The sequence below is a fragment of the Spongisporangium articulatum genome (genome assembly GCF_044465595.1).
In the GTDB taxonomy this organism is placed as follows: domain Bacteria; phylum Actinomycetota; class Actinomycetes; order Actinomycetales; family Kineosporiaceae; genus Spongisporangium; species Spongisporangium articulatum.
Genome location: NZ_JBITLV010000003.1, coordinates 80,590 through 100,206 on the forward strand (window position 1 = coordinate 80,590; position 19,617 = coordinate 100,206).

Here is a 19,617-nt window from a genome sequence, read left to right on the forward strand (position 1 = left end):
ATGCGTTGGAACCGGGTACTGGCCGCGATCGAGCTCCTGGTCGCCGCGGCCGCCGTCTACGGCGGGGTCGGCCTGGCCTGGGACAACCGGCTGGGGATGCTCGACTCCTGGCTGGCCGGCTCGCCGTTCCACTCATGGCTGTGGCCCGGCGTCCTGCTGCTGCTCGTCGTCGCGGCCCCCATGACGGTCGCGGCGGTGCTGGAGCTGCGCGCCTCACCCTGGGCCGCGCCCGCCTCACTGGCCGCGGGCGGCGCTCAGGTGGCCTGGATCGCCGCACAGCTGTACGTGTTCCAGCTCTACCACGTGCTCCAGCCGGTCATGCTCGGTTTCGGCCTGCTGGTCATGGCCCTGGCGCTGTGGGCGCACCGGACGGAACCGGCCCTCGGCCCCGTCGCACGCCTCTCCGGCCGGGATCTGGTGCGCGGGAGGTCGTGGCGATGAGTCAGCTACATCTCCACGAGGACCGCCGGGCCCGGCCGCGGGCGGGGCGGGCGCCGTCCTGGCTGAGCCTGGCCCTGGTGGCGCCCGCCGCCCCGGCGGCGGCCCTGACGCTCGTGCGGCCCTCTCTCCTGCACGGCAACCCGGCCATGAACGGCTCAGCCCGGGGCACGGCCCTCGTGCTGCTGCTGCTCGGGCTGCCCTGTCTCGTCCTGGTCGCGACGAGGACCCCCGCCGTCGCGTGGCTGCGACCGGTGTGGTTGGGGGTGCTGGGCTACGTGCTCTACCAGTGCGTGCTGTTCCTGTTCGCCACCCCGTTCAACGAGCTGTTCCTGCTGTACACCAGCATGACGGCGCTGACCCTGGCGGCGCTCGTCACCCTGACCGCCTCGGTGGACACGAAAGCCGTTGCGGACCGCTGGCGTTCGCCGGGCGCTGCTCGAGGCCTCGCTGCGTTCCTCGGGGTGCTCGTGGTCGCGAATACCGCGATCTGGCTGTCGGACGTCGTCCCCGGGCTGGCGCACGCCGACGCCCCGCAGTTCCTGGTCGGGACCGGACTGACGACGAACCCCATCTACGTGCAGGACTTCTCGTTCTGGTTGCCGCTGGGCGTGCTGACCGTCGTCCTGCTCTGGCGGTCCCGTCCGTGGGGTGTGGTCCTGGGCGGCGCGTACCTGGCGATGTGGACCCTCGAGGGCGTGTCGGTCGCGGTGGACCAGTGGTTCGGCTCCCGCGCGGACCCGAGCTCCCCGGTCGTGGCGTCGTCGATGGTCGCGCCCTTCCTGGTCCTGGCCGCCCTGACCCTGGTCGCCCTGATCACCTACCTGCGCGTGTTCACCCGAGCCCGCACCGACCTCATCGGAGGAACACCATGACCGAGAACAGCAATGCCGCGGACACCCGACCGGTCGTCGTCGGGTACGACGGCTCCGCGAGCGCCGGCCGCGCCGTCGCGTGGGCCGCCGGCGAGGCCCGGCAGCGCGGGGTACGTCTGGACGTCGTCCACGCCGCCCAGTACGCGTTCGTCGCCGGCCCCTTGGGCACCGGGCCGTACCCCGACGCCGTCTTCGAGAAGGAACGGCAGGCACTGCTGGACGCCGCCCGCGAACTCGCGCTCGAGACGGCCCCCGGCCTCGAGGTGGCCACGCACGACGTGATCGCCGGCCCGGTCACGACGCTGACCGAGCGGTCGAAGCAGGCCCAGCTTCTCGTTCTCGGCACCCGCGGGCCGAACGAGCTCGAAGCCCTGGTCCTCGCCTCGACGGCCTACGCGGTGGCCGCCCATGCCGCCTGCCCCGTGGTCGTCGTGCGCGGCGAGCACGACCGGCCGCTCGGTCCGGACCGGCCGGTACTGGTCGGCGTCGACGGTTCGGAGGCCTCGATGCGAGCCGTCCGGTTCGCGGCCGATGTCGCGGCGCGAGCCGGCGCCCGACTCGCCGTCGTCGCCGTCTACCCGGAGTTCTTCGCTCCCGGGTGGTCCGACGTCGCACCGCACCGCGACCACCTCGACGACTGGTCGTCCGACGAGGCGATCCGGGCCGAGGCCCAGTCGGTGATCGTGGCCGCTGCGCAGGCGGCGCGCGAACGGCACCCCGATCTGGCCGTGGACGCCGAGACCACCCACGGGCGTCCGGCCCTCGGGCTCGCCCGCGCCGCACACGCCGCGGCCCTCCTCGTCGTCGGCAGCCGAGGTCGCGGAGCGTTCACGGGACTGGTGCTCGGCTCCGTCAGCCACGGGTTGCTGCACATCGCACCCTGCCCCGTCGCCGTCGTCCGCTGACGGGACGCCCTCAGATCCGTACCCAGAGGTGACGACCATGACGAGAGCAGCCATCGACCAGGTGGGGCTGGACACCGGAAAACAGGCCCGCCTGCACGACATCCTGTACCGCAACGGCCTACGCAACGGCACGGCGATCTTCCTGCCCTACGACCAGGGCCTGGAACACGGACCGCGGGACTTCTTCGCCAATCCGGCCGCCTCGGACCCGCGCTACGTGCTCGACCTGGCCGTCGAGGGCGGCTTCAACGGCGTCGTCCTCCAGATCGGCCTGGCCGAGAAGTTCTTCGCGGAGTACGCGGGCGAGATCCCGCTCGTCCTGAAGTTGAACGGCAAGACCGACATCCCGCCCGACGGCGAGGCGCTGTCACCACTGCACGCGAGCGTGGAGGACGCGGTCCGGCTCGGCGCGCACGCCGTCGGCTACACGTTGTACGTCGGAACGCCCGCCGTGGAGAGCGATTTCGCCCAGTACCGCCAGGTCCGGGCTGACGCTCGTCGGTTGGGCATGCCCCTCATCGTCTGGGCCTACCCCCGCGGTTCGGCGATCGAGGCCAAGGGCGGCAAGGACTCGTTCTACGCAGTCGACTACGCGGCCCGCACCGCCTCGGAACTCGGTGCGGACGTCGTCAAGGTGAACTTCCCGCACCCCGAGAAGCGGGAACACGTCAAGGCCGAGTACGACACCGGGTTCAGCGCACGGCAGGCCATCGACGCGGTCGTCCGCTCCGCGAACCGGACCATGCTGCTGGTCTCCGGTGGCACGCGGGCCGGGGACGAGGCGATGCTCGAGAAGGCCCGGCAGTCGATGGAGGCCGGGGCCACCGGCCTGATCTTCGGCCGCAACGTCTGGCAGCGGGAGCACGACGAGAGCCTGCGTTTCGTCGAGCGGCTGCGCGGCATCCTCGAGAAGTTCCCGGTGCCGGCCCGCTCCCGGTGAGCACCGGTGAAGGCCCCGGTCGGTGGCGGCGCTCAGGTGGTGCGCAGACCGCGGGCCCGGAAGATCTCCCGGGCCCGGTCCAGCTCCGCGGGGGTGGGCTGCGGCGTCTTCGCCAACCGGTAGGGCAGACCCAGCGCCGCGTACTTGGGCACCCCCAGCCGGTGGTAACCCAGGACGTCGACCCGCTCCACGTTGGGCAGGCCGGCGACGATGTCGGCCACGCCCTCGACGTTCGCCTCGCCGTCCGTGAGCCCGGGCACGAGCACGAACCGGACCCAGGCGGGGCGGCCCAGCTCGGCCAGCCGGTGGGCGAACCGCAGGGTCGGGGCCAGGTCCTGGCCCGTCACCCGGCGGTACAGGTCCGGGTCCGACGACTTGATGTCGAGCAGGACCAGGTCGGTGTCGAGCAGCAACTGGTCGGAGGCCAGCGCCCCGAGGAAGCCCGACGTGTCGACGGCCGTGTGCAGACCCAGCGCCCGGGCCCGGTGCAGGAGGGCCGCGGTGAAGGCCGGCTGGGCGAGCGGTTCGCCGCCGGTGACCGTGAGGCCGCCGCCGGTGGCGGCGAGCATGTCCCGGTAGCGCCACAACCGCTCGGCCACCTCCCCGAGCGGGGTCAGCCGCCCGCCGGAGGGCAGCCACGTGTCCGGGTTCTCGCAGTACTGGCAGCGCAGCGGGCAGCCGGCCAGGAAGACCGACAGGCGCATCCCGGGCCCGTCCACACCGTGCGAGACGTCCCACGAGTGGACGTAGCCGGTGACGGCGCACCCCTGCCGGTCGTCGTCGACGGGCACGGGGACGGGATCGTTGAGCGGTATGAGCGTCACGAGCGGTCCCCTGTCGCGGTCAGGGCGTCCGGCTCGTCCCGATGCTCGAGCAGGCTGCGGTGCAGGTCGAGGGCGAGCTGGTGGACGGCCCGGGTGATCTCGGTGTTCAGCTTCAGTTCGAGTTCCTGCTCGACGAACTCGTGATCGGCCTTGGCCTGCTGGAAGGCCGCCTGCCGGTTCTGGCCGATCATCACGAACGTGGACAGGAAGATCGCCTCGAGCGACACCACGAGGGTCAGCTTCGGCCAGGGGTCGTGCTCGACCAGGAGCATCCAGGTCGCGAACCAGACGACGTGCACGTAGACGAACGGCATGGAGCCCGCGAACGCGGTGATCCGGTCGGCGAGCCGTAGCTGGGCGTCGGCGGTGCGTGCCGCCGACATGGACCGGACGACCGGATGCTGGCCCGGGCGACGCCGCGACTGCTCGCTCATGGGAACAGGGTGGACGCAGACCTGCTCGCCCCGACAGGGACGAAGGTCCGCACCTGCGGGGACCACGTAGCGTCAGGGGTGGGAACGGGTCAGGAGCTTGTTGGCCAGCACCGCCGCCTGGGTGCGTCGTTCGAGCCCCAGCTTCGCGAGCAGGTTCGAGACGTAGTTCTTGATGGTCTTCTCGGCGAGGTGCATCTGTTCGCCGATCTGCCGGTTCGTCAGACCCTCCGCGATCAGCTCGAAGATCCGCCGCTCCTGCGGGGTCAGCGTCGCCAGTTCCTCCGGGTCGTCGTCACCGCCGTGACGGATCCGTTCCAGCACCTGTTCCGTGACGGCCGGGTCGAGCAGGCTCTGCCCGGCTGCGACCCGCCGGACCGCGTCGACGAGGTCACCGCCGCGGATCTGTTTGAGCACGTACCCGGACGCGCCGGCGAGGATGGCGCTGAACAGCGCCTCGTCGTCCGAGAAGGAGGTCAGGATGAGGGCCCGGATGCGGGGGTCGACCGAGCGGATGCTGCGACACACATCGATGCCGCTGCCGTCGGGCAGCCGGTTGTCGAGCACCGCCACGTCGGGGCGCAGCGCCGGGATCCGGCGCGTCGCCTCCTGCGCCGACCCCGACTCCCCCACGACGGTGATGTCGCCCTGGGCCTCCAGCATGGCGGTGAGTCCCTGACGCACGACCTCGTGGTCGTCGAGCAGGAATACCTTGATCACGTCCTGGGCCCCCTCGTCGTGTCCGATCCGTGGACGACGGCCACCGGGCACGGTGCCCGGCGGATCGCTGCATCGCTGACGGGTCCGAGTGCCGTCCGGCCCCGAACCCGCGCGCCCCCGGCTCCCACCACGAGCAGGGTGGCCCCGTCACCGGCCTCGGGCACCACCCGCCGGGCCGGGCCGCGCACGACGTGGTGCCGCACGGCGACGTCCGGGAACCGTTCCTGCCGACCGGCCACGGCCTCCGCCAGCAACCGCCGCTGTTCGAAGCCGGCGTGGTCCGGGTCGTCGGCCAGGACCTGGAGGCCCGGGCCGGGGCTCAACGCCGTCCAGGCGTGGACGGCGGACAGCGGCACCTGTCGCCTCGACGCCTCCTCGAACGCGAAATCGACCACCGCACGGCAGTTCTCATCCGGATCGACGGCCACCACGACCCCGGGTCCGGTTTCCCGTCGGCTCGCCCCGCCCGCGGCCGGTACCAGGATCACCGGGCAGGAGACCCGCTCCACGACGCTGCGCGCCGTGAACCCCAGCAGTGCGTCGGCCACCCCGATCCGGCGGCGGCCGAGCACCAGCAGGGCGGCCCGCCGGGCCACCCCCACGAGGCCCGGCACCGGGAGTTCGGCGACGGTCGTGCAGGTCACCTCGACGCCGGGACTCCGGTCGGCGGCCGCGCGAGCGGCCTCGGCCAGGATGCCCCGGGCGACGTCGGCACTCGCCCCACGGTCCCAACGCGTGAAGGCGGGCCAGCCGCTGGCGTACCGGGTCGCCCGCGGGTCCACGTGCACGACCTCCAGCGGCAGGCCACGCCGGTCGGCCTCGTCGGCGGCCCACTCGACGGCGCACAGCGATGCCGGGGAACCGTCGACTCCGACCATGACCGGACCCGTCGAACTCATGGTGACCCCTCCTCCTCAGGGTCGGCGTCAACCGTTCGGCACGCCCACCCTTTCCTGCCCGACGGCGCCGCTACCAGGGCACAAAGACCCTGACCGGACAGGTCGTGGCCCGCTTAGCGTCCCCGACATGGGTCGCGCGTCAGCATCACCGTCCAGAACACCGTCGGGCACGGACCCGACCGCTCCGCGCCCCGTCGTGACGCCCGAACCGTCGGGGTCACCGTGGGCGGTTCCCTCCGCGGCCGTGGTCGCTGCCCTGCACAGTGACCCGGTCGAGGGCCTCACGGAACCGGAGGCCGTCGAACGCCTGGCTGGATCCGGCCGCAACGTCGTGCCGGCGGGCCCCGTCGTCTCGCCGCTGGAGACGGTGCTCAGCCAGCTGCGGGACCCACTCGTCCTCGTGCTGCTGGGCGCCGCCGGGCTCACGGCCGCGCTGCGCGACGCCGCCGACACGGTCGTGATCCTGCTCGTGGTCGCCGTCAACACGGCGATCGGCACGGCCCAGGCGCGCCGGGCCCGCCGCGACATCGAGGCGCTCCAGGCGTTGGCCGCGCCCACCGCCAGGGTCCGTCGCGACGGGCGTCCGGTCGAGCTGCCCGCTGCCCAGGTGGTGCCGGGTGACGTGCTGCTGCTCGCCGAGGGCGACGTCGTCGCCGCCGACGCCCGGCTGCTTTCGGCCGACGACCTCGAGGTCGACGAATCGCTCCTGACCGGAGAATCCCTGCCCTCGCCCCGGACGGTCGACGCGGTCGACGTCTCGGCCGTGACGGCCGAGCGCCGCTGCCTGGTGCACGGCGGCACACTGGTGGTGCACGGGCAGGGCAGTGCGGTCGTGACGGCGACGGGCACCGGGACGGCGATCGGCGGTCTCTCCCAACTGCTGCACCGAACGGCGAGCCCGGCCACGCCGCTGCAACGCCGGCTCGGGCGGCTCGGCCGGCAGCTGTCCGTGGGCGTCGCGCTCGCGTGCCTCCTGGTCGCCGGTCTCGAGCTCGCGGCCGGGAAGGACTGGGGCCTCGTCGTCGTGACGGCGGTCAGCCTCGCGGTGGCCGCCGTGCCCGAGTCGCTGCCCGCCGTCGTCGCCCTCTCGCTGGCGGCCGGCGCCCGGCGGATGGCCCGGCGCGGCGCGATCGTCCGATCGCTGCCGGCGGTCGAGGCCCTCGGGTCGGTGACGGTGCTGGCCACCGACAAGACCGGCACCCTGACCACCGGACGGATGCGGCTGGTGGCGGCGTGGACCCCGGACGGTGGCGTCTGGGAGGCCGGAAACCCCGCCGACGCAGGGGCCCTCGAGCTCATGCGCCTCGCGACCCTGTGCAGCGACGCCGAGCTGCAGGGCGGTGGCGACCCGACCGAGGTCGCCCTCGTGACCGGTGCGGCCGGGGCTGGACTCGAGGTCGTGGGCGCGCGGGCCGCCTGCCCCCGGGTCGCGGTCGTGCCGTTCGACGCGCAGCGCCGCGACATGAGCAGCGTCCACGTCGACCCGGGCGGCCGCCGGTTCACGATCACGAAGGGCGCCCCCGACGTCGTCCTGGCCGACGACGAGCGACTGGGCCGAGAGGTCTCGGCCGGGTGGGCCCGGGAGGGACGACGGGTGCTGGCCGTCGTCGTGCGCAGCGGCGACGCTCCACCCACCACCACGGGCCTGTTGGCGGTCGCCGACCCGGTGCGCGAGGAGGCCGGGCCGGCTCTGCGTGCCTGCCGCGAGGCGGGGATCACCCCGGTGCTGGTCACCGGCGACCACCCCGGGACGGCGGCCGCGGTGGCCCGGCGGACCGGTGTCCTGGACGACGTCCGGTCGGGTCCGTTGCCCGGTCCGGCCCCCGAGGAGCGGGTCCGGGCCCGCATCGACCCCGGTGGCAAGCTCGACCTGGTCGCCGGATGGCAGCGGGACGGCCACGTCGTCGCGATGACCGGTGACGGCGTCAACGACGCGCCGGCCCTGCGGGCGGCGGACGTCGGGGTGGCCATGGGCCGACGGGGCACCGACGTCGCTCGTGAGGCCGCCGACATCGTGCTCACCGACGACAGTCTCGCCACGATCGTGCGCGCGGTCGCCGAGGGGCGGCGGGTGTACGACAACATCCGCCGCTTCCTGCGTTACGGTCTGGCCGGTGGCATCGCCGAGGTCCTGGTCATGCTGGCCGGCCCGCTCTTGGGGCTCGCGCTCCCCCTGTTGCCCGCCCAGATCCTGTGGATCAACCTCCTGACCCACGGCCTGCCCGGCGTCGCCATCGGCCAGGAGCGGCGTGAGCCGGACGTCCTCGCCCGGCCGCCCCGCCGTCCGGACGCCGCCCTCCTGGGGCACCGTCTGGCGGCCGAGATCGGCGTGCTGGCCGCGGTTCTCGCTCTGAGCAGCATCTGCGCGGCGTGGCTCACCCACGCCCGGGGCGGCCCGTGGCAGTCCGTCCTGTTCGCCACCCTGGCTCTCGGACAGCTCGGCGTGGCCCTGTGCACCCGCTCGGACCACGTGGCGGTCTGGCGGTTGAGCCCCTGGGGCAACCCCATGCTGCTGGGGGCGGTGCTGCTCAGTGCCGTCCTCGTCGTCGCGGGCCTCTACGTGCCGCCTCTGCAGGCGCTGCTCGGCACCGTCCCGCTGACCGCCGCGCAGTGGGGGCTGACGCTCGGGGCCGCGACGGCTCCGGCGGTCGTGGCCCAGCTCGGGGTGGCCCTGGCCGGGCTGCGCCGGACCGGGTGAGGGTTCAGGGTTCAGGCGGACAGCAGGCGCCGGCCGGTCACCCGCTGCAGGGCGATCAGGAGCCGGACGTCGCGCTCCCCGGTGATCCAGGAACGGAGGAGGACGTCCGTCGTCCCGACCCGCTCGGCCACCCCGGGCCCCACCACCACGACGCTCCAGCCGGTGCGGGTCTCCTCGTCGATGCGGTCTGCCTCGAAGGCCACGACGTTGCCGTTGGCGGCTTGGGCGGCGCGAGAACCATTACGGAGTGCCACGACAACGTGGTCATCGGTGATGACGAAGTTGACGGGGATGATGGCCGGCAGCGCGCGGTCGGTGTAGACCAGACGCCCGACACCCGTGGTGCGCAGCAGCCGGAGACACTCGGCCCGGCTCAGTTCCTGCGCCGTGCGGTCACCACCGGCGGCGCGACCGTCGACGCGCGATTCCTGACCGGCCGGTACGGCGGCGGGCAGATCGGCAAAGGGCATGGTGGGTTCCTCGGTCCTCGACAGACCTCCACCGTGCAGGCTCGGAGCCGCTGTCCGTCAGAGTCTTTGGTCCCGGGCTCGGGCCCCGTTCACAACTGGGCGGTCCACCGCAGGGTCGTACCGTGCGGGGAACCGTCACCAGGCGGGCTCTCGACCACCAGCGACCCGCCATGACTCTCGGCCCGGCGCCGCAGGTTCGCCATCCCGTTGCCTCCGGTGAACTCCCCTGCGCCCACCCCGTCGTCCGTCACCGTCAGCACGACGACCCCCGCGGTCCTGCTCACCTCGACCGCCACGGCGGTCGCCGCAGCGTGGCGGGCCGTGTTGCTCAACGCCTCGCGCGTCACCGCGAGCAGATCCTCGACGACGTCCCCGCGCAGGGTGTCCAGCAACCCCGAGAACCGCAGGGCGGGCTCGAAGCCCAGCACCTCGCGCGCCTCGTGGACGACGTCGAGCAGGCGGGCCCGCACGCCGTGGGCGTTCGTCGCGGTCGTCTGCAACTGGAAGATGGTGGTCCGGATCTGGCTGATCGTGGCGTCCAGGTCGTCGACCACCCGCGCGACCCGGTCGGCCGTCTCACCGGCGCCGAGGCGCCCTCCGACGGCCTCCAGGCTGATGCCCGCGGCGAAGAGGCGCTGGATCACCAGGTCGTGCAGGTCGGCGGCGATCCGCTCCCGGTCGTCCAGCATCGCCGCGCGGTGCTGCTCGGCCCGCGCCTCGGCCAACTCGATCGCGATCGCGGCCTGGTTCGCGAAGCCGCTGGCCAGCTCCAGGTCCTCGGCCGTGAAGTGAGCACCGCCCCGCATCCGGAACGCGCCGAGCACGCCCAGCGGCCCCTCCGACCCGAGCAGCGGCACGACGAGGGTGGGTCCGACGTCCGGCCCCGTGGACGGCCGCACCGGCCCGGAGTCCTCCGGCGCGCTCAGGCGCACGGCCACGCCCGTGTCGAAGACCTGACCGCTCAGTGAACCCCGGATCGGGAATCGGCGGCCCGCGACCCCCTCCGGCACGACGCCGGCGGCGGTCGCCACGTGCAGGCGGTCGGCGCCGTCCTCGGCCGGCAGGCAGACCGTCACGAAATCGGCCGCGGCGAGTTCACAGCTGCGTTCAGCGACCAGGCGCAGCACCTCGTCGCGGCCCAGATCCCCCGACAGGAGCGACCGGCTGATCAGGGCGTTGGCCTGCAACCACTCGCCCCGCCGGTGGGCCGATTCGTAGAGCCGGGCGTTCTCGACCGCCACGCCCGCGGTCGCGGCCAGGGCCCGGGCGAGTTCTTCGTCCTCCGCGCTGAAGGTGCCCCGGTCGCTCTCGGCCAGGTAGAGATTGCCGAACACGCGGCCCCGGGCCTCGATGGGCACGCCCAGGAAGCTGTGCATCGGCGGGTGGTGGGGCGGGAAACCCGACGAGCGGTCGTCATCGGCGATCCGCTCCAGCCGGATGGGGCGCGGATCCTCGATCAGGGCACCGAGCAGCCCCTTGCCCTCCGGCAGGTGACCGATCCGGGTCACCGCGTCGTCGTCCATGCCGACGTGCACGAACTGCGCCAGGCCTCCCTCCGGGCCCACGACACCCAGCGCCGCGTAGCGGGCCCCGACCAGCTCGCGGGCCGCCTCCACGACGTGCCGTAACAACGATTCGAGGTCGAGGTCGCCCACGATCAGGCCCGTCGCCTGCAGGAGCCCCCGCAACCTCCCCTGGGTGGCCTGCACCTCCTGGGCCCGCTCGATCAGCTGGCCGAGCAGGTCGTCCAGTTCCAAGCGCTGCAGCTCGGGGAAGGTAAGCCGGGCCGGCCGTGCTCCCCCGCGGTCCTCCGGCTCGGGGCCGGGCGTCGCGTCCACCTGGATGATGATCCTCCCTGCCGCGCCTCGGGAAAACCCCGCCCCACGCGATGGCCACGTCGACCCGGATCTTCTGGGCCCGCGACGCTGCTCACGCAGGTCGACGAGCACCTCCGACGGCCGATCGCTCGAGCTCGGCGAGACCGTGCTGGATCATCGCCGTGGCCGGGTACAGCTCTCGGTACAAGCGGTACCCCGTGGACAACACGTCGGCATCGGACTCCCGAGGCGTGATGGTGATCCCGGGCGCGTTCCATCGCTGGTTCGGGTCGACGGCGCCGATGGCGACGCCCGCCAGTTTGGCGTCGCCGTAACAGGCACCGCTGCGCTCGCGCGGCACCTGCTGGGCGAGCCCTGTGACGTCCGAGACGATCTGCGTCCACAGATCGCCGGTCGTGCCGCCGCCGATGGCGACGATCAGTTCGACGGGTGTGCCGCTGGCGGCGATGAACTCCAGGTTCTGCCGGATGCCGTAGGCGACGCCCTCGAGGATCGAGCGGAACACGTCAGCGCGTCCGTGCCGCAGGGTCAGACCGAGGATCGCTCCGCGTGCCTCGGGGTCGCTGACCGGCGTCCGCTCACCGAGGAAGTACGGCAGGGTCAGGAGTCCTCGCGAGCCGGCGGGCACCGCTGCCGCCTCGGCGAACAGCTCGGCGAAACCGCCCGCCGGGTCGGTCAGGTGGCGGAACCACCCCGTGAGGCTTCCGGTCGAGGCCATCCCCCCGGCCAGCGAGTATGCGCCGGGCCGGACCCCGACGGTCGTCCACAGCGGCGCGTGGCGCACAGGGGCGGCGGTCGGAGCGACGAAGAAGGCCGTCGAGCCGTACATCAGCATCAGCTCGCCCGGCGAGGCGACGTCCACGCTCTCGGCCTCGGCCCAGGCGTCCACCGTTCCGACGGCCACGGGTGTACCCACGGCCAGACCGGTCTCGGCGGCGGCCGCGGGCGTGACGTGGCCGGCGAGATCGCCGGGCCAGCGTAACTCGGGCAGTTCCAGCCCCGGCGCGACGACCGCGGCCCATTCCGGCACCCACGCCCGGGCGCCTACGTCGTACAGCGGGCTGCTCTGGCTGGCCGAGTGGTGGTCGAGCACGTAGGCGCCGGTCAACCGGAACACGGCGTAGGAGTTGGCCATGAACAGGTAACGGGTGCGTTCCCAGACGTCCGGCTCGTGCGTCTGCAGCCACCGGACCTTCGGCCCGGCGGACTGGGTGCTGAGCGCCGAGCCGCCGGTGGCCACGATGGCCTCGGCGCCGAGTTCCTTCTCCAGCCAGGCGATCTCGTCGACCGCGCGGGTGTCGACGCCGTAGAGAATCGCCGGGCGCAGCGGTCGCCCGGCGGCGTCCGCGGGCAGCACCGTCGGGCCGATGCCGCTGACGCACACCCCGGCCACGGACCCGCCGGCCCGACCGGCAGCGACGGTGAGCTCCCGCAGCAGCCCACGCACGTCGTCCCACCAGACCGCGTCTGCGTCCTGCTCGACGTGCCCCGGCGCGGGCATCACGGTCCGCTCGGACGCCCGCGCCGGGACGGCTTCGGCGCGGGCCACCACGGCACCCTCGAGCGTCGTCAGGACGCCCTTCGAGGAGCCGGTCCCGACGTCGATCCCGATCAGCAGATCCATCGTCAGAGCGACTCCGTGATCCCGAGGCCGGCGTAGTCGAGGACGATCGGCTTGCTGGTGACGGACCGTGCGTGCAGCAGCACCTGGGCGGCGCTCTCCACCGCGACCGAGGTCTTGAAGGCGTCGCGCAGGTTCGGGCCGACCGTGAGCAGGCCGTGATTGGCCCACACGACGGCGTTGAGGTCCCCCATGACGTCGCACATGGCGTCGCCGAACTCGGTCCGGTTGCTGAGCGCGAACGGCATGATCGGCACGGCGCCCTTGGTGTAGATGACCATGTTCACGAGCGCGCCCTCGATCGGCTCGCCGATGACGCCCCACACGTTCGCGAAAACCGGCTCGGTGTGCACGATCGCCTGGACGTCGGGGCGGCGCCGGTAGACCGCCATGTGCACGGTCACCTCGGACGACGGCTGGTGCGGACCCTCGATCAGGTTCGAGTTCGCGTCGACCACGACGATGTCGTCGGCGGTCATCCGGTCGTACTCGAGGTCGGTGGGCGTGATCAGGAACCGGTCCGGCTCGGGCAGCCGGACGCTGATGTTGCCCTGGGTGTTGAAGTTGAGGCCGTATTCCATGGAACGCAGGCAGTAGTCCAGGATCTCCTGCTTGGCGGCCCGCAGATCGGTCTCGGTCATCTCTTCTCCTCGGTTGTGTGACGTCCGGCCGTCAGGCCGTGGCTGAGTGGGGCGATCGTCTTCGCCAGGTCCGTGTAGCGGCGGCGCTGCGCGGCGTACCAGTCCTGGTCCTCGGGGACGGCGGGGCCGCCGTCCCCGAGGACCGGCTCGGGCAGGTCGGCGAGCGACCCGAACAACCCGATCCCGACGCCGGCCTGCAGCGCGGCGCCGCGGGCCGACGAGTTGCCGGGTACGGCGTGCAGGGCGAGACCCGCGGCCGAGGCCCGCATCCGCAGCGCGAGCGGGAACTGCGACCCGGTCCCGACCGCCCGGATCGCGCCGACTTCGACGCCGCGGGCCCGCAGCGCCTCGTCGATGCGGGCCAGTTCGTACCCGGCGCCCTCCAGGAAGGCCCGGGTCAGCTCCGCGCGCGAGGTCTCCAGAGTCAGGCCGAGCACGGCACCTGCGGCGGCCTCGTCGTTGTCGAGGGTCCCCGACCCGGCCAGGTAGGGCAGGACGAGCAGGGCCGGCGGGACGTCGTGCGCGTCCTCGAGCAGCGCGGCCGTGGCGGCCGCGTCGCTCGCCCCGGCGGTGCGGCTCCACCACTCGAGGGCCCAGCCACCGGCCGCGGTCCCGGCGAGCGTGATCCAGAGATTCTGCGCCGCAGCGTAAGTGGCCAGGCCCGTGCCGATGAGACCCTCGGGGCGGGTGGGAGAACCCACCGTCAGGCAGTCGCTGGAGCCGAACGCGAAGACGGACGTCGCGCCCACCCGGCCGCCGGCCCCCCAGTAGCTGCAGGCCTGGTCGTGGGAACCGGCCACGATCGGCGTCCCCGGCCGTAATCCGGTCGCCCCGGAGGCCTCCGTACCGACGGCGCCGATCGTCGTTCCGGCTGGGACGACGTCCGGCCAGATGGTCACGGGAACGCCGGTGGCGTCGGCCATTTCGGCCGACCACGTGCCTGACTCGACGTCGAAGGCGCCGGTCCGCGCGGCCATCGTCGTGTCGATCGCGGCTCGGGCACCAAGCCGCGCCGCGACGAACTCGCCCATGGTGCGCACCCGCACTCCGGCGTCCACCCACTGCGCGACCGTGCCGACCTTGTAGACCGAGAACATGGCGTGCAGCGGCTGTCCGGTGATCCGCTGGACCTCGTCGGCGCCGAGCTCGCGATCGACGGCCATCGCCAGGTCGGCTCCACGGCGGTCCATGCTGACCGGCGCCGGGCCGAGCGCCCGGCCCTCGTCGTCCACCCCGACCACGGCCTCGCCGAGGACACTGAATGACAGCGCCTCGACCGGATCGGCCCGCACCGCAGGGCTTTCCGCGACCTCGCGGAGTACAGCGACCGCCGCGGCGAGCAGCTCCTCGGCGTCCAGTTCCGCGAGCCCGGGGCCGGGCCGGCGCAGCGTGGTGGCGCGGGCGACCTCGGCCAGCGGCCGGCCGGCGACGTCGAACGCTGCCGCCCGCACGCCGCTCGTGCCGAGGTCCAGGCCGACGAGACTCACTTGATGGCTCCCGCGAGCCCGTTCACCAGGTACTTCTGCAGGAACAGGAACACGATCACGATCGGCAGCGAGATCAGCACCAGGATGGCGAAGAGGGCGCCGGGCTGGCTGAGGAAGATCCCGCGGTAGGCGAGCGGGATGAGGGTGAGCGGTTTCAGGTCGTTGTCGCTGATCGAGACCAGCGGCAGCAGGAAGTCGTTCCAGGCCATCATGCAGTGCCAGATCACGACGACGGCCAGCGCCGGACGGGCCAGCGGCAGGTAGATGCGCCAGTAGATCTGCCACGGTCCAGCACCGTCGAGAAGGGCTGCCTCGTAGGTGTCCTGAGGAACGGCGAGGAAGGCCGTGCGGATGATGATGACGGCGAACGGCATGCCGAGCGCCGTGTAGACCAGCACCAGACCGAGCAGGTTGTTGTACAGCCCGAACGACTGAAGGATCTTGAACGTCGCCACGATGATGCTCGACATCGGCAGGATCAGCGCGAGGATCAGCATGGCGAAGATCACGGCCTTCAGCGGCACCCGCAGACGGGCGAGCGCGAACGCCGCCATCGAGCCGAACAGCACCACGAGTGCGACCGACGGCACGGTGATCAGCAGGCTGTTCAGCAGGTTCCGGAAGATCGGGTTGTCCTGCCAGATGTTCACGTAGTTGCCGAAACTCGGCGCCTGCGGGACGAGCCCCCAGGCGGTGACGCCCGGGTCGTCGGAGGGCAGCAGCGACAGACCGACCACCATCACGAGCGGGACCAGCCACAGGACGGCCAGGGGCAACAGCACGATGTGCAGCAGGCCCGTGCGGTCGCGGCGGCCGAGCAGTCGGCGACGGTGGGCCGCTGCAGCCGGCGACTGCGATCGGGGGGATGCCTGGTGCGTGCGGTTCGCAGTGGCGCTCATTCGTCGTCCCCGGTGATGAAGCCGGCCCCGAAGGCCCGGACCATGGACAGGGAACTGACCACCGCGATCACCAGCAGCACGACCGAGATCGTGGAGCCGTAGCCGACCGACTGCAGCTGGAAGGCCTGCTTGAAGGTGTAGGTGGGCAGCATCTCGGAGGCGTGGTTGGGACCGCCCTCGGTCAGCACGTAGACCAGTTCGAACGTCTTGAGGGAGCCGATGATCCCGAGGAGCAGCAGTGACAGGTGCGTCGACTTCAGCAGCGGGAAGAGGATCCTCGTGATCGTCTGCCACTGGCTGGCGCCGTCGATGCGCGCGGCCTCGAGCACGCTCTGGTCGACCAGCTGGAGCCCGGCCAGGTAGAAGAGCATCGAGAAGCCGGTCCACATCCAGACGTTCACGACAATGCAGGCGAAGATCGCGGTCTTGGGGTCGCTCAGCCAGGGCTGGCTCAGCGCGTCGATGCCGGTGGTCTGGCCGATCGAGGCGAACACGCCGTTGAACGGGTCGAAGATCCGCTGCCAGACGATGCCGACGACGACCGGGGAGAGCACGGCCGGGACGAAGAAGATCACCCGGTACAGGTTCCGGCCCCGCAGCTGATGGTTGAGCGCGTAGGCCAGCGCGAAGCCGATCACGGCCTGCGGGACGATCGTGAGCAGGATCCACCAGCCCGAGTTCTTCAGGGTGGTGAAGAAGACGGGGTCGTGGAACAGGTCTCGGTAGTTGCCGAGCCCCACCGCCTGGCCGGCGTTGACTCCGTCCCACTTCAGCGTGCTGGCCTGGACGTTGTAGATGATCGGATAGACGACGAACACCGCGAACAGGACGAGGGCCGGGACCAGGAAGGCCAAGCCGGCGAGCCGCTCGCGCCGATGCGTGATCATGAGGCTCCTCTCGGTGGGGCGGGTGCGCCGGGCCGGGGGAACCCGACGCACCCGCCGATCACGGACGGCGAGGATCTAGCCCTGGTTGGCCTTGACCTGCGCCGCCTGAACCTTCTCCGCCGCCTTCTGCGGAGTGAGGTCGCCTGTCGCGACCCCGGCCAGTGCATCACCCAGGGCGGTGTCCACGGCGGGGCTCTTCAGGTACCGGGAGTACTTGACGTTCGGCATCCAGTCCTGGGTCATGGTGTTCCAGATCTGCTGCTGCTTGTCACTGGTGAACTTCTGCGGGTTGATGCCCTTGACCGCCGGCAGGTCGTTGAAGGTGTTGATCAGGACCTGAGCCCCTTGGCCGGCGATCCAGTCGGTCAGCACCTTGCAGGCCAGGTCGGGGTTCTTGGTGTTCTTGGCGATCCCCAGGGAGACGTCGATGCCGCCCACGTACTGGGACGTCGCCGCGCCGCCGGGGATCGTCGGGAACAGGAACGGCTGGTAACCGGACATCCCCTGCGACAGCTTCGGCGTCCCGGACCGGCTCGGGTCGGACTGCTGGATCCACCAGGCACCGAGCGGGATCATCGCCGCGTTGCCCGCCTCGAACTGGTTGGCCCCGGACGGGTAGGCGTCCAGGCCGACCGCGCCCTTCTGCGCGATGCCGTCCGTGAACAGCTTGCCCCAGTAGTCGAATGCCTCGACCAGCTTCGGGTTGGTCCACGAGTCGCTGCCGTCCTCGGCCTGGTAGGCCAGGCCCGGCGCCACGTTGTTGGCGATCTGCAGGTAGACGACGTTGCGCAGCCAGCTGTCCTTGGCGGGCAGCATGAACGGCGCGTACTTGCCGCCCTTCAGCTTCTGGGTGGCGGCCTTCAGCTCGTCCCAGGTCTTGGGGATGGCCACGCCCTTGGCGCTGAGGATGTCGGTGTTGGCCCACAGGTTGACGGTCTGCACGAGGATCGGCAGGTCGTAGTAGTTCTCGTCGCCGTCGGGGTTGCCCATCCGGGCCTGCTCCAGGCCGATCGGGTAGAACTTGTCCTTCCAGTCAGCGCCCCAGGTCTTCTCGGCGCAGTCCTGCAGCGGCATCAGCTTGTCCCGGTACTGCTGGGTGAGCGCCCCGGGCTGGAGGCCGACGATGTCCGGCATCGTGTTCGACGAGGCGCGAGTCTGCAGGTCCACCAGGTACTCGGGGTAGTTGAAGATCGTCGAGTTGATCGACGTGCCCGGGTTGGCCTTGGTGAAGGCGTCGACCATCTGGGTCGTCGTCTGCTCGATCGGGCTCCACGAGCGGAACGTCACGGTGCCGGAGCCGCTGGCCCCGCCGCCGGTGTCTCCGCCCGAGGTGGCGCCGCCGGCGCACGCGGTCAGGGTCAGAGTCGCGGCGCTGAGTGCCGCCACGGTGAGCTTGTTCCGAAGCCTCATCGCTTCCGTCCTCTCGGTGGGTGGTGCTCTGCCTGTGGTGCGGTGGTCTTGCGGAGTCGTGCTGCTGGTGGGGTTCGGTGCCTCAGCGGGTCATCTCGTCGAGGTCGATGTCGAGTTGGGCTGCGACGGCGCGCAGTTCGGCCCGGACGTCGCCCGGCACGGCGTGGATGTGGTTGGCCCCGAAGGTCTCCAGGAACCGGGCGCCCGGGGTGTCCAGACGTGCGAAGGCGTGCGGCCACTCACGGGTCGACTGGTTCATCAGCCGCTCGTTCGTCTCCTCGTCGTACTGCTCGAAGTCGCCGAGCATCAGGTGCAGCCGGTACCGGCCGTCGAGCCGGGTGAGGCGGGCGAGGGTCATCGCCCCCGGCGCGGCCAGGTGGTGCACGGAGGCACCCCCGGCGGGGAAGAAGAACACCTCCGGATAGAGGTGGACCTTGGCGAGGTTCTCGGCCGGGTCGTCGCTGCGGGCGGCGTACCACGTGGCGTGCTGGCCGGAGTTGCACAGATCCCACACGTCGCGGTCGGCGTGATAGTGCCGGACGTCGGCGAACAGCACGGGTTTCTGCGTCAGCAGTTTCAGGATCTGCATGGTCAGCGCGCCGTCCATGTCGGCCTCGGTCGCGCAGACATGGGTGGCCTTCGGGCCCTCCCAGTCGTACGGGTCGTTCAGGAACGCCTCCGCCACGTCCATGGTGGCGAAGTTCTCCGTGAGCTCGGGTTGCCCCTTGATCCCGGTGAAGTCGAGCCCCTTCTCGTCGATCAGGCTCTGCATCGCGTGGTAGGAGCGGATCTGGCGCTCCAGCAGTTCGGGGGTGAGGTTGGCGCCGTTGTAGTGCACGCCGGCGGCGGTCTTCTCCAGCCACTCGCGACCCGCCGTGACTCGGGACTGCTCGACCTTCTCGGAGCGCAGCACCAATTCCCACTGGTCCACCTCCTCGACGTCCACGCCGAAGAGCCGCATCCAGTCGTCGGTGTTGGCGACCGCGGTGTTCATGCCCATCGGTCGGCCACCGATCCGGCCGAAGGTCTGGCCGCGTAGACCGGCGACCGCTGCGCCGGCGGCGGCCTGGGTACCGATCGCGGTGAGGAGCGCGTCGTCCACATCGCCCCACAGCCGCGTGTGCGTGCGCCCGATCTGGTCGAGCGCTCCGCCGCCGGCCAGCAGGCCGACCATGCCGGGCTGGACGGGGTCGAGGCTGCCGAGGAGCAGCAGCGGGCCCGGGGTGGCGTCGGCGACCAGCATGGTGAAGTGGGGGAAGGCCCAGACGGCGTAGTGCAGGACGGTCAGGTCGACCTTCTGTGCGGCGACCTCTCGGGCGTAGGCGGTCGCGTCGCGGTTCGAGGTGACGGGTCCGGGGGTGCGGACGACCTCGTGGCCGGCGCGGGACAGCGCCTGCGCCAGCCGGTCCTCGGCCGAGCGGATGAAGGCGTCGATGTCCTTGTTCACGTAGTCGCGGCCGTCGGAAAGGCTGATCAACCCGATGCGAGCCATGAGGTCTCCTGTTCGTCGTCGGTGACGAATCGCGCGCGATTTCGTGATGACCCGCTGCCGTGGCAACGGATGTAATCGATTGCACTGGATACTGCTCGCTGTGACCGAAGTCGTCAAGAACCTCCACACAACGAATTGAAAA

General features: G+C 71.7%; 18 protein-coding genes. 5 read left to right on the plus strand and 13 right to left on the minus strand.

The window, feature by feature from the left end:
- From ACIB24_RS10045 to ACIB24_RS10060, 4 genes are read left to right on the plus strand one after another with little or no spacing between them, the layout of a single operon-like run.
- Positions 1-441, plus strand: a complete 441-nt coding sequence (locus ACIB24_RS10045) for a hypothetical protein (RefSeq protein ID WP_398279028.1) — start codon at positions 1-3, stop codon at positions 439-441.
- A complete protein-coding gene (locus tag ACIB24_RS10050) occupies positions 438-1,313 on the plus strand; it encodes a hypothetical protein (RefSeq protein WP_398279031.1) in 876 nt (291 codons plus the stop codon). Before ACIB24_RS10045 ends, ACIB24_RS10050 begins: the two co-directional genes overlap by 4 nt.
- Positions 1,310-2,218: a universal stress protein gene (locus ACIB24_RS10055; protein WP_398279034.1), complete on the plus strand. Its 909-nt coding sequence runs from the start codon at positions 1,310-1,312 to the stop codon at positions 2,216-2,218. Before ACIB24_RS10050 ends, ACIB24_RS10055 begins: the two co-directional genes overlap by 4 nt.
- A 37-nt stretch (positions 2,219-2,255) precedes the next feature.
- Positions 2,256-3,158 carry a class I fructose-bisphosphate aldolase gene (locus tag ACIB24_RS10060; RefSeq protein WP_398279037.1) on the plus strand — a complete coding sequence of 301 codons (903 nt, stop codon included), beginning with the start codon at positions 2,256-2,258 and terminating at the stop codon, positions 3,156-3,158.
- Positions 3,159-3,190: 32 nt separating this feature from the next.
- On the opposite strand, the gene pflA is transcribed toward ACIB24_RS10060, so the two are convergent.
- The 4 genes from pflA to ACIB24_RS10080 form a co-directional block, all read right to left on the minus strand.
- On the minus strand, positions 3,191-3,862 hold the full coding sequence (pflA, locus tag ACIB24_RS10065; RefSeq protein ID WP_398280397.1) for a pyruvate formate-lyase-activating protein: 672 nt from the start codon (positions 3,860-3,862) through the stop codon (positions 3,191-3,193).
- Positions 3,863-3,978: 116 nt separating this feature from the next.
- Positions 3,979-4,416 carry a DUF1003 domain-containing protein gene (locus tag ACIB24_RS10070; protein WP_398279040.1) on the minus strand — a complete coding sequence of 146 codons (438 nt, stop codon included), beginning with the start codon at positions 4,414-4,416 and terminating at the stop codon, positions 3,979-3,981.
- A 72-nt stretch (positions 4,417-4,488) separates the two neighbouring features.
- Positions 4,489-5,133 (minus strand): response regulator, encoded by a 645-nt coding sequence (locus tag ACIB24_RS10075; RefSeq protein ID WP_398279043.1) that lies wholly within the window; start codon positions 5,131-5,133, stop codon positions 4,489-4,491.
- Positions 5,130-6,032, minus strand: coding sequence for a universal stress protein (locus ACIB24_RS10080; RefSeq protein ID WP_398279046.1), 903 nt, complete (start codon positions 6,030-6,032; stop codon positions 5,130-5,132). Before ACIB24_RS10080 ends, ACIB24_RS10075 begins: the two co-directional genes overlap by 4 nt.
- Positions 6,033-6,159: 127 nt before the next feature.
- Here ACIB24_RS10080 and ACIB24_RS10085 point away from each other — a divergent pair, with 127 nt between their 5' ends.
- Positions 6,160-8,730: a cation-translocating P-type ATPase gene (locus tag ACIB24_RS10085; protein ID WP_398279049.1), complete on the plus strand. Its 2,571-nt coding sequence runs from the start codon at positions 6,160-6,162 to the stop codon at positions 8,728-8,730.
- An 11-nt stretch (positions 8,731-8,741) separates the two neighbouring features.
- Here the strand turns inward: ACIB24_RS10085 and ACIB24_RS10090 are convergent, their stop codons facing one another.
- From ACIB24_RS10090 to ACIB24_RS10130, 9 genes are all read right to left on the minus strand, one after another.
- A complete protein-coding gene (locus ACIB24_RS10090; RefSeq protein WP_398279052.1) occupies positions 8,742-9,200 on the minus strand; it encodes a pyridoxamine 5'-phosphate oxidase family protein in 459 nt (152 codons plus the stop codon).
- An 89-nt stretch (positions 9,201-9,289) separates the two neighbouring features.
- Positions 9,290-11,038, minus strand: coding sequence for a GAF domain-containing sensor histidine kinase (locus ACIB24_RS10095; RefSeq protein WP_398279055.1), 1,749 nt, complete (start codon positions 11,036-11,038; stop codon positions 9,290-9,292).
- Between the two features lie 91 nt (positions 11,039-11,129).
- Positions 11,130-12,662 (minus strand): FGGY-family carbohydrate kinase, encoded by a 1,533-nt coding sequence (locus tag ACIB24_RS10100; protein WP_398279058.1) that lies wholly within the window; start codon positions 12,660-12,662, stop codon positions 11,130-11,132.
- Positions 12,663-12,664: 2 nt separating this feature from the next.
- Complete coding sequence (locus ACIB24_RS10105) at positions 12,665-13,300, minus strand: class II aldolase/adducin family protein (RefSeq protein WP_398279060.1); 636 nt, start codon at positions 13,298-13,300, stop codon at positions 12,665-12,667.
- Complete coding sequence (locus ACIB24_RS10110; protein ID WP_398279063.1) at positions 13,297-14,787, minus strand: L-fuculokinase; 1,491 nt, start codon at positions 14,785-14,787, stop codon at positions 13,297-13,299. The genes ACIB24_RS10105 and ACIB24_RS10110 overlap by 4 nt, the downstream gene beginning before the upstream one ends.
- Positions 14,784-15,686 carry a carbohydrate ABC transporter permease gene (locus ACIB24_RS10115; protein WP_398279066.1) on the minus strand — a complete coding sequence of 301 codons (903 nt, stop codon included), beginning with the start codon at positions 15,684-15,686 and terminating at the stop codon, positions 14,784-14,786. The genes ACIB24_RS10110 and ACIB24_RS10115 overlap by 4 nt, the downstream gene beginning before the upstream one ends.
- Positions 15,683-16,573, minus strand: coding sequence for a carbohydrate ABC transporter permease (locus tag ACIB24_RS10120; RefSeq protein WP_398279069.1), 891 nt, complete (start codon positions 16,571-16,573; stop codon positions 15,683-15,685). Before ACIB24_RS10120 ends, ACIB24_RS10115 begins: the two co-directional genes overlap by 4 nt.
- A gap of 75 nt (positions 16,574-16,648) precedes the next feature.
- Entirely contained in the window at positions 16,649-17,983 is a 1,335-nt protein-coding gene (locus ACIB24_RS10125; RefSeq protein WP_398279071.1) for an ABC transporter substrate-binding protein, read from the minus strand.
- Positions 17,984-18,065: 82 nt separating this feature from the next.
- Positions 18,066-19,475, minus strand: a complete 1,410-nt coding sequence (locus ACIB24_RS10130; RefSeq protein WP_398279074.1) for an L-fucose/L-arabinose isomerase family protein — start codon at positions 19,473-19,475, stop codon at positions 18,066-18,068.
- Positions 19,476-19,617: the final 142 nt, after the last annotated feature.

Bases quoted from the DNA above. Each gene is read 5' to 3' on its own strand.
- ACIB24_RS10115 (WP_398279066.1), bottom strand. From the start codon at position 15,686: ATGAGCGCCACTGCGAACCGCACGCACCAGGCATCCCCCCGATCGCAG.
- ACIB24_RS10055 (WP_398279034.1), top strand. From the start codon at position 1,310: ATGACCGAGAACAGCAATGCCGCGGACACCCGACCGGTCGTCGTCGGG.
- ACIB24_RS10085 (WP_398279049.1), top strand. From the start codon at position 6,160: ATGGGTCGCGCGTCAGCATCACCGTCCAGAACACCGTCGGGCACGGAC.
- pflA (WP_398280397.1), bottom strand. From the start codon at position 3,862: ATGCGCCTGTCGGTCTTCCTGGCCGGCTGCCCGCTGCGCTGCCAGTAC.
- ACIB24_RS10045 (WP_398279028.1), top strand. From the start codon at position 1: ATGCGTTGGAACCGGGTACTGGCCGCGATCGAGCTCCTGGTCGCCGCG.
- ACIB24_RS10080 (WP_398279046.1), bottom strand. From the start codon at position 6,032: ATGAGTTCGACGGGTCCGGTCATGGTCGGAGTCGACGGTTCCCCGGCA.
- ACIB24_RS10050 (WP_398279031.1), top strand. From the start codon at position 438: ATGAGTCAGCTACATCTCCACGAGGACCGCCGGGCCCGGCCGCGGGCG.
- ACIB24_RS10120 (WP_398279069.1), bottom strand. From the start codon at position 16,573: ATGATCACGCATCGGCGCGAGCGGCTCGCCGGCTTGGCCTTCCTGGTC.
- ACIB24_RS10090 (WP_398279052.1), bottom strand. From the start codon at position 9,200: ATGCCCTTTGCCGATCTGCCCGCCGCCGTACCGGCCGGTCAGGAATCG.
- ACIB24_RS10100 (WP_398279058.1), bottom strand. From the start codon at position 12,662: ATGGATCTGCTGATCGGGATCGACGTCGGGACCGGCTCCTCGAAGGGC.
- ACIB24_RS10130 (WP_398279074.1), bottom strand. From the start codon at position 19,475: ATGGCTCGCATCGGGTTGATCAGCCTTTCCGACGGCCGCGACTACGTG.
- ACIB24_RS10105 (WP_398279060.1), bottom strand. From the start codon at position 13,300: ATGACCGAGACCGATCTGCGGGCCGCCAAGCAGGAGATCCTGGACTAC.
- ACIB24_RS10060 (WP_398279037.1), top strand. From the start codon at position 2,256: ATGACGAGAGCAGCCATCGACCAGGTGGGGCTGGACACCGGAAAACAG.
- ACIB24_RS10125 (WP_398279071.1), bottom strand. From the start codon at position 17,983: ATGAGGCTTCGGAACAAGCTCACCGTGGCGGCACTCAGCGCCGCGACT.
- ACIB24_RS10070 (WP_398279040.1), bottom strand. From the start codon at position 4,416: ATGAGCGAGCAGTCGCGGCGTCGCCCGGGCCAGCATCCGGTCGTCCGG.